Consider the following 14,355-nt stretch of genomic DNA (forward strand, 5'->3'; position numbering starts at 1 on the left):
CCAGGATCACTTTACTGCCGTACGACCTGCTTTGATCTGGTTTTGCCGGGTCCTGGGGCGGCCGGGCAGAGACCCGGCCGCCCCAGCGTGCTCATAGAGGTCCCGCACACGACCCCCGAAACGGCGAACGGCGGCTCCCCCGCAGGGGAACCGCCGAACAGATCCGACCCGGACTCAGACGACCACGGTGAACCCGGCGCGCTGCAGGTCCTCGGCCCGCGAGGACGGGCCCACCCGCAGCTCGAACTCGCCCGGCTCGACCACCCGCGCGCCCCGGGCGTCCACGATGGAGCAGGCCGACACCGGCAGCTCCAGCTCCACCAGCCGCGACTCCCCCGCCGCCAGCGACACCTGGCGGTACGCCTTCAGCTCCTGCTCCGCCCAGGTCACCGAGGTGACCGTGTCACTGACGTACGCCTGGACCGTCTCCAGCGCCGGCCGCGCCCCGGTGTTGCGCAGCTCCACCTGCGCCCGCACCGTGTCGCCGACGCCCACCGTCGGCGTCAGCACCCGCAGACCGGAGTACTCCACCGTGGTGTAGCTCAGGCCCTGCCCGAACGCGAACGCCGGAGCCTGCGTCAGGTCGGCGTAACGGTGGCCGTGCTGTCCGCGCACCTGGTTGTAGTACGTCGGCTGCTGCCCGGCGTGCCGGGCGAACGAGATCGGCAGCCGGCCGCTGGGCTCGATCAGCCCGAGCAGCAGCTCGGCGACGGCCCGCCCGCCACGCATGCCCGGGTTGGCGGCGTACACGATCGCGGCGGCTTCGCTCACCGACGGGGGCAACACCAGCGGCTTGGAGCTCAGCAGCACCACGATCAGCGGCTTGCCCGTCGCGGCCAGCGCGTCCAGCAGGGCAGCCTGCCCGCCCACCAGCTCCAGCGTGGCGGTCGAGCGGTACTCCCCGACCAGCTCGATGCGGTCGCCGACCACGGCGACCACGTAGTCGGCCCGGCTCGCGTCGGCGACCGCCGCGGCGATCAGCGCCTCGTCGGGCGCGGCGGGCAGCGCGACGTCGGGGCGCGGCTGCCCGTCGGGGAAGAACTCCCCCTCAGGGTCGGGCCCGGTGACGACGATGTCCGCGCCGCGGGCGTGGGTGACCGTCCAACCGGCCGGGACGACCTCCCGGAACCCGTCCAGCACGGTCGTGATCATCTCGCGCGGATGGCCGTCGGGCAGCCACTCGGCCTGCCCGGACGCGCCGGCCCAGTCGCCGAGCTGGGTATGCGGGTCGTCGGCGTTGGGCCCGACGATCGCGACGGTGCGGGCCGGGGCGTCCGGCGCGGCGGCGCGCCCGTCCGGCCCGGCCGTCAGGCCGCCCGCCAGCGGCAGCGTGCCGTCGTTGCGCAGCAGCACCAGCGAACGCCGGGCGACCTCGAGGTTGAGCTCGGCGTGCGCGGCGACGCCGATGACCTCGGCCTGGCGGGCCGGGTCGGGGTGCCGCGGGTTCTCGAACAGCCCCAGCTCGAACTTCAGGGTCAGGATGCGGGTGACCGCCGCGTCCAGCTCCGACTCCTCCAGCAGCCCCTTGGCGACGGCGTCTTGCGCGCCCTCGAAGAAGTCGGGCGTGGTCATCACCATGTCGTTGCCCGCCTTCACCGCGGCCGCGGACGCTGCGGTGAAGTCGGGGAAGATGTGCTGCTCCCAGACCATGCGACCGACGTTGTCCCAGTCGGTGACCAGCGTGCCGCGGTAGCCCCACTCGCCGCGCAGCACCTCGTTGAGCAGCCAGTCGTTCACCGTGACGGGCACCCCGTCCATCGACTGGTAGCCGAGCATGAAGGTGCGGCAGCCCTCCCGGGCGACCCGCTCGAACGGCGGCAGGAACCACGAGCGCAGCTTGCGCCGGGAGATGTCGGCCTCGCTGGCGTCGCGGCCGCCCTGCGTCTCGGAGTAGCCCGCGAAGTGCTTCGCGCAGGCCAGGATCGCCGTCGGGTCGGCCAGACCGTCGCCCTGGTAACCGCGCACCATCGCCGAGGCGAACTCGCCGATGAGGAACGGGTCCTCCCCGAACGTCTCGCTCACCCGCCCCCAGCGCAGGTCCCGGGCGATGCACAGCACCGGCGAGAAGGTCCAGTGCACACCGGTGGCGGCGACCTCGACGGCGGTGACCCGGGCGACCCGCTCGACGAGCTCGGCGTCCCAGGCCGCGGCCATGCCGAGCTGCGTCGGGAAGATCGTCGCACCCTCCCAGAACGAGTGGCCGTGGATGCAGTCCTCGGCCACCAGCAGGGGGATGCCCAGGCGGGAGTGGCGGGCCAGCTCCGCGGCCTCGCGCACCCGCTCGGGCGAGGCGTGCAGGATCGAGCCCACATGGAACTCCTCGACCAGATGGCGTACGCCGTCACGGGCGGTGAGCTGAAGCATCTGCCCGACCTTCTCCGGCAGCGTCATCCGTCCGATGAGGTCGGCGACCCGCCGGGCGGTCGGCAGCGTGGGGTCGAGGTAAGGCAGCGAGGACACGGGGTTCCTTTCGCGGACACCGGGCGGTGTCCTGGTGGCAAGGTGCGAGTTCATCCGGCGGCCGGGGGCGGCTACCGGCGTCCGGCGAGCGCGGACACCGGGTGTGCGGGCGGGAGCAGGAGCGCGGCGTCGGGCCCCGTGCTGTTGCGCACGACCATCTCGACGGGGAAGAAGCGCCGCCAGTGCGGCGCCGCGGCGCCCTCCAGCAGCGCCCTGGTCGCGGCGGCGGCCATCTGCTCGACCGGCAGGCGCATCGTCGTCAGCGGCGGGCTCACGCAGGCGGCCACGGCGCTGTCGTCGAAGCCGACGACGGCGATGTCGTCGGGGACCCGCCGGCCCGCGTCGGTGATGGCCTGGACCGCGCCGGCGGCCATCATGTCGCAGGCCGCGAAGATCCCGTCGAGGTCGGGGTGCTCGGCCAGCAGCCGCGTCGCGGCCGCGTAGCCGCCTTCACGCCGGAATCCGCCGTCGACGGCGATGTCGGGCAGGCCCAGCTCGCGGACTGCTTCGAGGTGCCCGGCGCGGCGGCCGGCCGCGCAGGTGTTGCAGTCGGGGCCGTGGATCGCGGCGATCCGGCGGCAGCCGATGCGGTGCAGGAAGTTGATCGCGTCGTACGCCGCGCGGCTGTTCTCGGGTTCGACCGCCGGGACGTGTGCCGCGGTAGCGCCCAGCGACACGACCCGCCGGCACCGCGCGTGGAAGCGGGCCGCCAGTTCGGGCGACACGTTGACCAGCACCGCGCCGGCCGTCACCGACTGCGCGACGCGTTCGATCAGCTCCGGCGCGTCGGCCGAGCCGGCGACGTTGACCCGCAGCTGCGTGTCGGTGCCGGCCAGCGCCGCCAGCACGCCCGCGATGACCCGGCTGTAGTAGGGCTGGGCCCCGAACAGGCTGATGTCGCCATGGCACGCGATGACGACCAGGTCGAGCGCGTCGCGGCGACCCGAGGCGAGCGCCCGCGCGGCCGCGTTCGGCCGGTAGCCGAGATCGGCGACGACCCGGTCGACCCGCATCCGCAGTTCGGCGGAGACGCCCGGCGCCTTGTTGAGCACCCGCGAGGCGGTGGCCCGCGACACCCCGGCCTGGTGGGCGATGTCCTCGATGGTCAGCTTCCGGTACGTCATGGCACTCGCAATCTCGGCACGGGCGGCGCCCCGTCGCGCGCCCCGTCGGCACCATAGACGCGAGAGCGCTCTCAACGGAACCCGGTATGACGGTGCCCCACCTGCCGGGATCGCGCTCTCCAGACTCTAGGGGACCGGCCGTGGCACCCTAGCTGCGGCTCCACCGGGCCAGCGAGTCCCACTTGCCGAAGCCCGGCACCGGCTCCCACTGCGTGCTGACGTCCACGCCCGTCCGGTCCTCGACCGTGCGCTGCTGGGTGGTGTCGTCGCCGATGACGCGGCGGGCGCCGCCGTCCTCGCGGAACTCGAACCAGGTGACGCACGTCGCCCCGGACAGGGTCGCGGCCCCGGCGTCCGGGTAGTCCCACTGCGTCATGCCGCCGAGGAAGAGCTGCTCGCCGCTGCGCCGGAAGGAGTAGTGCAGGCACTGGCGGCCGTAGGCGTCGAAGAACCAGACGCCGGCGTGCCCGTTCTCCCAGGCGATCTCGATGACCACGTCGGGTACGCCGCTGCGCGGGGCCGCCGGCACCACGGTGTACGGCTCACCGGCGGTGTCGCGCGCCTGGGCCTCGTCGGCGGTCAGCAGCTCGACCGGCTCGTGGCGGCGGAAGTTCCACCGCCGGCAGTAGACCGGCGGTGCATCCGGATCGTGCCCTGCGATGTGGACGGTCACGCCGCTCCTCCCCCGTGGTCAGGCGTGACTCACGGTAGACCGAGCGGGCCGTGCCGGGCAATCGCGGCGCGCACGCACGGCGAGCAGGCCGAGCAGCAGCACCTCGGCGAGCAGCAGATACCGTTCGGCCGCCCCGATCAGGAAGCGGTCCGCGAGGGTGGCACTGGCCAGCATCAGTACGGCGAATCCGGCCGCGGTGCCGGCGGTCAGCCGCACCGCCCGGCTCACCGGCCGCAGCGTCACCGCCGCCAGCGGCAACGCCACGAACGCCAGCATCGACGCGTAGCGGTGCAGGTAGCCGGTCGCGGTCAGCGGGCCGAGATCGGTGGGCGCCAGCGCCGCCACCGTCATGGCCGCCCCGAACAGGGCCAGCAGGAAGCGGGGCGCGGCCGGGCGCAGCGCGGGCAGCAGACACCAGGCCGACAGTCCGAAGACGACCATCGCCGTGTCGGTGACCCCGCCGCGGTCGTGCACGGCGAAGTCGCTGACGGTCAGCGAGGCATGGCTCAGCTGCGGGTCCGGGTCCACCTGGCCGATCCCGGCGAGCAGCGCGGTCAGCACGCTGCCGGCCAGGCCGACCGCGGCGAGGAGCCGTTTGTCGATCATGCGTCGACGATATGCCCGGCCGCGCCGCCCGGCCTCCGGTGAACACCCTGCCCGGACCCCGATGGGTCCGGGCGAGCAGGTGCGGGTGATCCCTGAGCCGTCGACGGCTGATTTACGCGCGTCGGCCACGATCGGCCGCCGGTCGTGGCGGCACCCGGAATTCGCGAGACAGTCCCCCGGGCCGCCGGTAGCGTCGGCGCGCATGGGACTGCGGGCGTACGCCGGACCGGACGACGACGAGCAGATCGAGCGGGTACGGCAGGCTGTGCTCGCGGTGGACGGCGACGGCTGGCTGCCCGGCCCGGACGGCGGCGAAGTGCCGGCCGAGGCCTGCGTGGTCGCGGAGGACGCCGGTGAGGTCGTCGGGTTCGGCCGCCTCGACCGCTGGACCGAGGACGACGGCACGGAGATGTTCCTGGTCACGGGCTGTGTCCACCCGGACCGCCGCGGCCGCGGCCACGGCACGGCCATGCTGCGCCGCCAGGAGGCGTACGCCGCCTCGCTCGGCTCCGGCGCGCCGCATCAGGTCCTCGGCGGCAACGCCGACGACGACCGGCCGGGCGCACGACAACTGCTGCTGGACAACGGCTACCGGGTCGCGTTCACCCTCGTCGACCTGAGCCGGCCCGTCGCCGACGCCGCCGCACCTGCCGCCCTGCCCGCCGGCCTGCGGACCCGGCCCGTGCTCGCCGAGCACCAGCCGCTGATCCATGCCGCGATCACGGAGTGCTTCACCGGCAGCGGGGACGGCTTCGTCTCGCCGGACTACGACAGCTACCTGGCCGCGGTGCGCGACACCGACCTGTGGGCGGTGGCCTGGGACGGCGACGAGGTCGCCGGGCTGGTGACCAGCGAACGGGAGGACGGCGGCCGCGCCGACTCGCCGTGGGTCGCGGTCCGGCCCGCGTACCGGCGTAGGGGCCTCGCCTCGGCGCTGCTCGCCCGCAGCCTGGCGGCCATGCGCGAGCACGGCGTCACCGTCGCCACGATCCGCACCGTCGCCGAGAATCCGCACCGGACCGTGGACCTCTACCAGCGGGCCGGTTACCGCATCGTGCGGCGGATGCCCCGCTACCGCAAGCCGCTGGCCTCCGTGTCGGCCTGACCCCTCCATGCTCGGCCATCGGCGGACGCGACGAGCATCCGGCTGCCCGTTCTCGCCGACGAAGCCATCAGATGTCGGCGAAGCCGGAATTCGCTTGCCTCGCTGGCGATGATGGCGCCATGGCATGGATTGCACCCGACGTCGCGCGGGGACCCCGGACGGACATGGCCTGCGGTGAGCGCGAGATGCTGGCGGACTGGTTGCAGCGGCGCCGGGTCTACCTGCTGCGCAAGTGCTCCGGGCTCACCGCGGAGCAACTCAGGACGGCGTCCGTCGAACCGTCGAACCTGACCCTGCTGGGCCTGCTGCGGCACATGACCGAGGTCGAGCGGTTCTGGTTCCGGACCAAGTATCTGCACGAGGACGTGCCGGACCTCTACTGCACCGACGAGCACCCCGACGGCGACTTCGACCTGCTGGCCGACGCCGACGCCGAGGCCGACCACGCCCGTTTCCTGGCCGAGACCGCCGCGTGCGACGCCGCCGTGGCCGGGCGCGACCTGGACGAGCCCGTCGACGACCCCAAGGCCCCGACCGGCAAACTCAGTCTCCGCTGGGTCTACATCCACCTCCTGGAGGAGTACGCCCAGCACACAGGTCACGCCGACTTCATCCGCGAGCGGATCGACGGGTCGACCGGCGTGTGACGCTGCGCTGTCACGAGGCCTGTTCGGCGTCGGCATAGAGGTTCACCAGATCGGCGAGGACCTCCCGGGTTCGCCGCATCTCCCGGATCTGCTCGTCCACCCGGTGCAGCTCGTCGCGCAGCCGGGCGGCCAGGGCGGGCGTGCGGATCGCGCGCTCGGTGATGCACGGCAGGACGTCATGGATGGTGCTGCTGGACAGCCCGGCGGCCAGCAGCGAGCGGATCAGCGAGACGCGTTCGACCGCCGTGGGCGGGTAGTGTCGCTGGCCGCCGGTGCTACGGCCGCTGCCGAGCAGGCCCTGCTCCTCGTAGTAGCGCAGCGATCGCGGGCTCGTTCCGGTCGCCTCCGCCAGTTCGCCGATACGCATCGAGACCTGCCTCACAAGACTTGACCCTGACGTCAGTGTCAAGTTTTACCTTAGCCGCATGACCGACCACATCGCCCCCGTCGCCGCCCCCGCGATCCGATTCGGCCCGCTGCTCGAACCGGTGACCATGGCCGGTCTGCCGCTGGCCACCCGCTTCGTCATGGCCCCGATGACCCGCGCCCAGTCACCGGGCGGGGTCCCGACGCCCGCGGTCGCGGCGTACTACCGCCGTCGCGCCGAGCACGGCGTCGGGCTGATCATCACCGAGGGCGTGCTGGTCGGACACGCCAGTGCCGGGCACGAGGAAGCCGTGCCGCGGATGACGGCGGGTGCGGCCGAGAACGGCTGGCGGCACGTCGTGGACGAGGTGCACGCGGCCGGCGGTCGGATCGCCGCGCAGCTGTGGCACCTGGGCAGCCTGCGCGAGCCGGTCGACGGCCTGCCGGCATGGTCGCCGTCGGGGGTGCCGGAACCGGGACGCCCACTCAGCCACCCGATGACGCTCGCCGACATCGACACGATCCTGGCGGCGTACGCCGACGCGGCGCGGGTCGCCGCACGCGCCGGGTTCGACGCGATCGAGATTCACGCCGCGCACGGCTACCTGCTCGACGAGTTCCTGTGGCCGCGCACGAACCGACGCACGGACCGCTACGGCGGGTCGACGGCCGGCCGGGCCCGGTTCCCGGCCGAGGTCGTCGCGGCCGTCCGCTCGGCCGTCCCCGCCTCCATGCCGGTGATAGTGCGGTTCTCGCAGTTCAAGGAGCGCGACTTCGACGCCCGCATCGCCGAGTCCCCCGCCGAGCTGGCGGTGATCCTCGAAGCCTTCGCGGCGGCGGGCGCCACCGTGCTGCACGCCTCCCAGCGCAGGTTCTGGCAGCCGCTCTTCGCCGGCTCGCCGCTCAACGTCGCGGGCTGGGCCAAGCACCTCACCGGCCTGCCGACCATCACGGTGGGTGGAGTCGGTCTCACCCGTGAGTTCCTCGCACCCGGTCGACCGGACTCCCTCACCGGCCTGGTGGAACGCGTCAGCGCCGGAGAATTCGACCTGGTCGCGATCGGCCGGATCCTGCTCGGCAACCCGGCCTGGGTGACGCTGGCCGCCGAGGGCCGCCTCAACGGCATCGAGGACTACCGCAAGGAGCACGAGCAGACGTTCGCCTGACGGCTCACGAGCCTGTGGTCACCCTCGGCCGCCACGCGCAGCGACGCCGCCCGCAACCGCGTGGTCGTCCGGCGCGGCGGCGTGCAGCGCTGCCAGTGCCGCGTCCAACGCAGCCGACAGGGGATCGATCGACTGCAGCGCCTGGGCCAGCAGCAGGCCGCCCTGCACCGAGGCGAATGCGGCCAGGGCCAGCCGGTCGGGGTCGGCGTCCGGGCGCAGCAGGCCGCCCTCGCGCATGCGCGAAAGCCCGTCGCGCAGGTACGCGCGCCAGCGGTTCAGGTGTCCGACCACCTCGGCGGCAGCCGCCGGATCGGTGCCGACCAGTTCGCTGACCAGGGTGCCGATCGGGCAGCCCCAGTGCGGCTGCGAGCCGTAGTGCGCGACCAGCGCGTCGCGCCAGCCGTCCCACGCGGCCCAGGTGTCGAGGGTCTCCAGATACGGCTGCTGCGCCCGCAGCACCCGCTGCATCTGCAGCTCCGCGATCGCCAGCACGAGCTCGCTCTTGCCGCCGGGGAAGTAGTGGAACAGCTGGCTCTTGCTGGTCAGCGTGCCGGCGCGGACGTCGTCGAGGCTCGTGCCGCCGACCCCGCGGGCGAGCACCAGGTCCGCGGCGGTGGCGACGATCCGGGCCCGGGTCGCGGCACCCTTCGCGGTGAGTCTGGCGGTCGCTGTCACCTGCCCATCTTAAGCACCCTGGACCGTATGGTCCAATCTTGGCGCTGCCGCCGGCCGCTCCCACGGCGTGGGCGGTCGTGCCCCGGTGAAGAAAACTTTTGTACGCTCCCCATGCAACGATGCATTTCCTACAGGGGGAGCGTATGAACGAGCCGGCGCAGACCATGGCCGTGGCGGTCTCCGCCGCCGGGCTGTGGACCTCCCCCGACGCCGTCCGGCCGCTGGACGCGCCGGCCCTGAGCACGCCTGCCGGGCTGCGGGCCTGGGCCGCCGCGCAGGGTCCGGACGAGCGCCGCGACCTGTGGGGCCGCGTCGACAGCCAGCTGCTGCTCGGTGAGACCGTGCTGGTCCAGGAGGTCCGCGACGGCTGGGCCCGCGTCAACGCCCCGGCGCAACCGTCCCGCAAGGACCCCCGCGGCTACCCCGGCTGGCTGCCGCTGGCACAGCTGGCCGCGCCGGCCGAGCCCACCGGCGAGCGGGTGGTGGTCACCGAGCAGGTCACCGAGCTCAGGAACGGCCCCGACGGCCGAGTCATCGCCGACGACGTCAGCTACGCCACGGTGCTGCCCGCGCGCCGGCGGCAGGACGCGTTCACCGAGGTCCTGCTGCCCGGTGGGCATACCGGCTGGCTTGCGGACAAGCACCTGGACGTCCACCGCCCCCGCGGCCCGCTGCCGACCGCCGCGCAGCTGGTCGCCGCGGGACGGCAGTTCCTGGGGCTGATGTACCTGGCCGGCGGCACCCACGGGCTGATGCTCGACTGCTCCGGGCTCCCCCACCTCATCTACCGCCGGTTCGGGCACACCGTCCCGCGCGACGCCAGCGACCTCGCCCTGCTCGGCGAGCACGTGGAGGTGCCCGACCTCGCCCCGGGCGACCTCGCCGTCTTCCAGAACGACGAGACGGGCGACGTCTACCACACCGGCGTCTGCACCGGCGGCGAGCAGCAGGTGCTGCACGTGTCCCAGCCCGACTGGGCCTGCATCGACGGCGCGCTCAGCGAACGCCGCCGACGCCACCTGGTGTCCGGCCGCCGGCTGCGGGCGGAGTAGCCCGGGTAGCGGCGATTGGCACGGCGGCCGCGACTGGCCACACTGTGCTCATGTCGCGCTCGCGCAAATACCGGATGATCACCGGGCTGGAACGGGTCAACAACCGGATCACGCGGTGGGCGCTGCGCCGAGGGCTGGCGCCGAACGCGTTCGCGCTGCTGGAGACGACCGGCCGGCGGTCCGGACTGCCCCGGCACACCCCGGTCGGCAACGGGCTGGTCGGCGACGTCTTCTGGCTCGTCGCCGCGCACGGGCGGCAGGCCGACTACGTGCGCAACCTGCTGGCGGACCCGGTGGTGCGGGTGAAGGTCGGCGGGGGCTGGCGCGAGGGCCGGGCCGTGGTGCTGCCCGGCGACGACGTGGCGACCCGGTCGCGGTCGCTGCCCTACCGGTGGGATGCCGCCATCGGCCGACTGATGGCCACCCGACCGCTGACCGTACGCATCGACCTCGCCGCCGAGGCCGGCTGACCTTCACATCGTGCAGCGCGTGTCGTGTTCGCCGTTGACACGGAGGCCGTCATGGGCCCCGTTGTTGATCTTAGGCGACAAATTACGCCGCGATGTAGCATAGAGGCATGACGACGCCCGGCCGAAAGATCAGCATCTACTTCCCCGCCGATGTCCTGGCCGACGTCGAGGCTGCCGACAACGCCTCCGCCCTGGTCGCCGAGGCCCTGCGGATGGCCAAACGCCGCAAGCAGCTGCACGAGACGATCCGCCGAGCCGGCTACCTGGTGACCCCCGAGGGCGTGAAGCGCATGAGTGAGCGCGTCGCCGCGCTGGACGCCCAGCGGGCGGCCGAGCAGTGACCGAGCCCCTGGCGGAGCCGCAGATCCGCGTGGTCCTCGATGTCACCGCGCTGACCGCGTACGCGCGGCTGACCGGCATGGTCGTGCCCGAGCTGCTGGCCATGGTCGAGGAGGAATCCGCCACCAGCATGGTCGGGGTGCCGGCGGCGCACTTCATGACCGCGCACCGGCAACTCGACGACGACGAGCGCGACCGGCTGATCGACCTGCTCACCCGCGCCGATTCGGTGGTGGTGCTGCTGCCGCTGCTCGGGGCCGAAGCGATCGAGGCCGCGCAGCTGGGTCACGTCATGGGTCACGCGGTGATCCTGGCCCGCCGGAGCGGGGCCTACCTGGCGACCTACGACGGCGCTGAAGCACGCCGCCACCTGCCCGGTGGCGGCGTGCTGGATCTGACGGACAAGTAGGACCGTCAGCCGCCGTTGACCTGGCGGAACGGCGTCAGGTCGACGGTCGGCCGGGTCGTGCGGGCGGCCGCCTGGGCCACCGGGGCCGGGATCGAGTCGAACAGTTTGCGGCCCAGCACCGCGTGCGCCTCGACGGCCGGGTGGGTGGCGCCGTAGTTGTCCAGCCCGTCGAGGGAGTCGGCGAAGAAGGCGAACGTCAGCGCGGGCGCGCCCGAGCTGTCGAACATGATGCCGACCTCGTGCCGACCCGCACCGAGGGTGTTGAAGTCGGCGCCGTACTTGATCGCCACCCGGCTGCGCTCGTTGGACGACATGTTGCGCCGGATGCCGTCGTGGTAGCCGTTGACCCAGCGCATGATGCTCAGCAGGAAGTCGCAGGACTTCGCGGACAGCAGGGTCTTGTTGGCCAGCCGCCACAGCAGGTCGTGCATCTCGGCGGGCGTGGTCTTGCCGAGGAAGAACCGGTTGGGGTTGGCCACCGGGATGACCCGGGTGTTGACGAAGCCCTTGGCGGCCAGGATCTGGTTGATCTCCAGTGCGGGCACCACCCGGCCGCACATGCGCACCGCGGTGTTGTCCGAGACCAGCAGCAGCGCGGTGAGGAAGTTGGCGACGGTGATGTCGTCACCCCACACGGTGTGCAGGTGGTAGATGCCGCTGCCGCCGAGGATGATGTCGGCCTGCAGGTCGAGCTTCTGGTTGAGCTGCAGCTCGCCGCGGTCGACCTTGTCCATCACGGCGACGGCCACGGCGACCTTCTGGACGCTGTAGCCGTCGACGATCGCGTCGACGTCGTCGGCGATGACGGTCTCCAGCACGCCGGCCGCGTTCACCGCGGCGACGTGGGAGTGCCAGACACCGCCGGCCTTGGTCTTCTGCCGCTCGTACACCCGGCGCAGGTGGCCCGGGCCGGTGCCGCGCTCGTCGTCGGCCGCGGACGCCGGCACGGCGGCTCCGAACGTGGCCGCGGCGGCGCCGAGCCCGAGGCCGCCGAGGGCGGCGCGGCGGGAGAGGGGTGTGGACACAGAGGTTCCCCGTTCGTCGTCATGGGACGGTCCGGTCGATCCTAAGCACGGCGACGTCGGGATGCCGACCCGTCACTCCACCGGCTGCGGCCGCCCCCTGCCGGTGTGTCGGCGGTCACCCCAGCCGCGCGGAGGCCACCCGAGAGCCGGGGGTCGGCGCGATCCGCGACGGCACTCTGATTGAACATTCAGCTTTCGGCCCTAGTCTCAAAGGATGCTGAGTCGCGCCGGAAAACTCGACCGCCTCCCGGACCCGCCCCCCGCGGCCGGGCCGGCCGACGCCGAGCCCGACCCGGCACCCCGCCCACGGTCGCGCGTGGGCACCCGTGCGCTGGTCGCGGCGGGTGTCGCGGTGGCGCTGGCGGTCACCGCGGTGGTCGCGTTCCAGTGGGGCGCGGCCGAGTCCGGCGCACCTGCCGTCGTGTCGCCCTCACCGTCGCCGTCCGACGACGGCACGCTCACCGTCGCCGAGGTCTACCAGGTCCTCCTGCCCTCGGTGGTGTCCATCCGGACCACCGGCGCGGGCCGCGAGCCGTCGGCGGCCTCCGGCACCGGCGTGCTGGCCAACGCCGACGGCACCATCCTGACCGCGCTGCACGTGGTCAAGGGCGCAGCCAAGATCGAGGTCACCTACGCCGACGGCAGCAGCACCCCGGCGAAGATCGCGGCCGCCGACCCGGCGACCGACATCGCCGCGCTGACCCCGGAGAAACTTCCCGAGGTGCTGGTCCCGGCCGTGCTCGGCGGCGTGCCGGGCATCGGCGAGCAGGTCGTCGCGATCGGCGACCAGCTCGGCCTGACCGGCTCGGCCACCACCGGCGTGGTGTCCGGCCTGGAACGTTCGGTCACCGTGGCCGACGTCGGCAAGCTCGGCGGGCTCATCCAGTTCGACGCCGCGGTCAACCCCGGCAGTTCCGGCGGCCCGCTGGTGAACATGCGCGGCGAGACGGTCGGCATCGTGGTGGCGCTGGCCAACCCGACGGAAGCCGGCACGTTCATCGGCATCGGGTTCGCCGTGCCGATCGTGACCGCCGCGGCCGGCGGCGGCCCGCCGCCACCCCTGTGACCTCCCCCGACAGCACGTGCAACGGCACTCGATCCGATGAGGACGGACCCATGAACACACCCGTATCCGGCAACGGTCACCGGCAGCCGCCCCGTCCGGCGGGCGGCCAGAGCATCGTGGAGCAGGTGCTCTACGAGGTCAAGAAGGTCATCGTCGGGCAGGATCTGCTGCTGGAGCGGCTGATGGTCGCGCTGCTGGCGCGCGGGCACATCCTCGTCGAGGGTGTGCCGGGCCTGGCCAAGACGCTGGCCGTCAAGTCCCTGGCCGAGGCCGTCGGCGGGCAGTTCCACCGGGTGCAGTTCACCCCCGACCTGGTCCCGGCCGACATCACCGGCACCCGCACGTACCACCAGCACAGCGGCGAGTTCCAGGTGTCGCTCGGACCGGTGTTCACGAACCTGCTGCTCGCCGACGAGATCAACCGGGCGCCCGCGAAGGTGCAGAGCGCGCTGCTGGAGGTGATGCAGGAGCACCAGGTCACCATCGGCCGCGAGACGCACCGCGTCCCGGAGCCGTTCCTGGTGCTGGCCACGCAGAACCCGATCGAGTCCGACGGCACCTATCCGCTGCCCGAGGCGCAGGTCGACCGGTTCATGATGAAGGTCCTGGTGGGCTACCCGAGCAGCACCGAGGAGTTCGTGATCGTCGAGCGCGCGGTCAGCCCCGGCGCGGCGATCCAGCGCATCATCGACCCCGCGCGGCTGATCGAGCTGCAACAGCAGGCCGACCGGGTCTACGTCGACCCGTCGCTCATCGAGTACGCGGTCCGGCTCACCGCCGCGACCCGCGAACCGGCGCTGGTCGGCCAGCAGCAGCTGGCGCGCTACATCACCTACGGCGCCAGCCCCCGCGCGTCGATCAACCTGGTGCTGGCCGGGCGCGCCCTGGCGTTCCTGCGCGGGCGTGACTACGCGCTGCCCCAGGACCTGACCGATCTGGCCCTGGACGTGCTGCGCCACCGCCTGGTGATGTCGTACGAGGCGCTGGCCGACGAGGTGAGCGCGGACGCGGTGCTCGACCGGATCATGTCGTCGCTGCCCGTGCCGGAACTCGCCATGCAGGGCCGCTGAGCCATGAGCGAGCGCAGCGAGCGAATCAGCCGGCCCAGGCTTCATGCCGGCGACGAGCGCAGCGAGGAGTGGGCATGAGCGAGCGCAGCGAGCGAATCAGCG

The 14,355-nt window shown here is 72.9% G+C and carries 16 protein-coding genes; 9 read left to right on the forward strand and 7 right to left on the reverse strand.

Translation table 11 applies throughout. The annotated features are described in order from the left end of the window. Positions 1–174: 174 nt before the first annotated feature. The 4 genes from F9C41_RS37655 to F9C41_RS37670 all read right to left on the reverse strand — a co-directional run bounded on the left by F9C41_RS37655 (position 175) and on the right by F9C41_RS37670 (position 4,863). Positions 175–2,460: an exo-beta-d-1,3/1,6-glucosidase gene (locus F9C41_RS37655; protein ID WP_230690309.1), complete on the reverse strand. Its 2,286-nt coding sequence runs from the start codon at positions 2,458–2,460 to the stop codon at positions 175–177. A gap of 71 nt (positions 2,461–2,531) precedes the next feature. Next, on the reverse strand, positions 2,532–3,584 hold the full coding sequence (locus F9C41_RS37660; protein WP_155391620.1) for a LacI family DNA-binding transcriptional regulator: 1,053 nt from the start codon (positions 3,582–3,584) through the stop codon (positions 2,532–2,534). A gap of 148 nt (positions 3,585–3,732) precedes the next feature. Further along, positions 3,733–4,257, reverse strand: coding sequence for a hypothetical protein (locus F9C41_RS37665; protein WP_155391621.1), 525 nt, complete (start codon positions 4,255–4,257; stop codon positions 3,733–3,735). A gap of 18 nt (positions 4,258–4,275) precedes the next feature. Continuing rightward, on the reverse strand, positions 4,276–4,863 hold the full coding sequence (locus F9C41_RS37670; protein WP_196280122.1) for a DUF998 domain-containing protein: 588 nt from the start codon (positions 4,861–4,863) through the stop codon (positions 4,276–4,278). A gap of 202 nt (positions 4,864–5,065) precedes the next feature. On the opposite strand from F9C41_RS37670, the gene F9C41_RS37675 reads away from it, so the two are divergent. After that, a complete protein-coding gene (locus F9C41_RS37675) occupies positions 5,066–5,968 on the forward strand; it encodes a GNAT family N-acetyltransferase (RefSeq protein WP_196280123.1) in 903 nt (300 codons plus the stop codon). Positions 5,969–6,087: 119 nt separating this feature from the next. Next, a complete protein-coding gene (locus tag F9C41_RS37680; RefSeq protein WP_155391624.1) occupies positions 6,088–6,615 on the forward strand; it encodes a DinB family protein in 528 nt (175 codons plus the stop codon). 10 nt (positions 6,616–6,625) lie between these two features. On the opposite strand, the gene F9C41_RS37685 is transcribed toward F9C41_RS37680, so the two are convergent. Next, positions 6,626–6,982 carry a MerR family transcriptional regulator gene (locus F9C41_RS37685; protein ID WP_155391625.1) on the reverse strand — a complete coding sequence of 119 codons (357 nt, stop codon included), beginning with the start codon at positions 6,980–6,982 and terminating at the stop codon, positions 6,626–6,628. A 58-nt stretch (positions 6,983–7,040) separates the two neighbouring features. On the opposite strand from F9C41_RS37685, the gene F9C41_RS37690 reads away from it, so the two are divergent. Further along, entirely contained in the window at positions 7,041–8,147 is a 1,107-nt protein-coding gene (locus F9C41_RS37690) for an oxidoreductase (protein WP_155391626.1), read from the forward strand. An 18-nt stretch (positions 8,148–8,165) separates the two neighbouring features. Here the strand turns inward: F9C41_RS37690 and F9C41_RS37695 are convergent, their stop codons facing one another. Beyond that, complete coding sequence (locus F9C41_RS37695; protein ID WP_155391627.1) at positions 8,166–8,822, reverse strand: TetR/AcrR family transcriptional regulator; 657 nt, start codon at positions 8,820–8,822, stop codon at positions 8,166–8,168. Between the two features lie 143 nt (positions 8,823–8,965). Here F9C41_RS37695 and F9C41_RS37700 point away from each other — a divergent pair, with 143 nt between their 5' ends. The 4 genes from F9C41_RS37700 to F9C41_RS37715 all read left to right on the forward strand — a co-directional run bounded on the left by F9C41_RS37700 (position 8,966) and on the right by F9C41_RS37715 (position 11,092). Next, positions 8,966–9,874, forward strand: coding sequence for a C40 family peptidase (locus F9C41_RS37700; RefSeq protein ID WP_196280124.1), 909 nt, complete (start codon positions 8,966–8,968; stop codon positions 9,872–9,874). 50 nt (positions 9,875–9,924) lie between these two features. Next, complete coding sequence (locus F9C41_RS37705) at positions 9,925–10,344, forward strand: nitroreductase/quinone reductase family protein (protein ID WP_155391629.1); 420 nt, start codon at positions 9,925–9,927, stop codon at positions 10,342–10,344. Positions 10,345–10,451: 107 nt separating this feature from the next. Continuing rightward, entirely contained in the window at positions 10,452–10,685 is a 234-nt protein-coding gene (locus tag F9C41_RS37710) for a hypothetical protein (RefSeq protein WP_120319785.1), read from the forward strand. After that, positions 10,682–11,092 (forward strand): hypothetical protein, encoded by a 411-nt coding sequence (locus F9C41_RS37715; protein ID WP_155391630.1) that lies wholly within the window; start codon positions 10,682–10,684, stop codon positions 11,090–11,092. Before F9C41_RS37710 ends, F9C41_RS37715 begins: the two co-directional genes overlap by 4 nt. 5 nt (positions 11,093–11,097) lie before the next feature. On the opposite strand, the gene F9C41_RS37720 is transcribed toward F9C41_RS37715, so the two are convergent. Beyond that, entirely contained in the window at positions 11,098–12,117 is a 1,020-nt protein-coding gene (locus tag F9C41_RS37720; protein ID WP_155391631.1) for a serine hydrolase, read from the reverse strand. Positions 12,118–12,331: 214 nt separating this feature from the next. Here F9C41_RS37720 and F9C41_RS37725 point away from each other — a divergent pair, with 214 nt between their 5' ends. Beyond that, complete coding sequence (locus tag F9C41_RS37725) at positions 12,332–13,183, forward strand: S1C family serine protease (protein ID WP_155391632.1); 852 nt, start codon at positions 12,332–12,334, stop codon at positions 13,181–13,183. 50 nt (positions 13,184–13,233) lie between these two features. Further along, a complete protein-coding gene (locus tag F9C41_RS37730; RefSeq protein ID WP_155391633.1) occupies positions 13,234–14,253 on the forward strand; it encodes an AAA family ATPase in 1,020 nt (339 codons plus the stop codon). Positions 14,254–14,355 lie beyond the last annotated feature (102 nt).

It is taken from the genome of Catellatospora paridis (assembly GCF_009720365.1).
Taxonomy (GTDB): domain Bacteria; phylum Actinomycetota; class Actinomycetes; order Mycobacteriales; family Micromonosporaceae; genus Catellatospora; species Catellatospora paridis.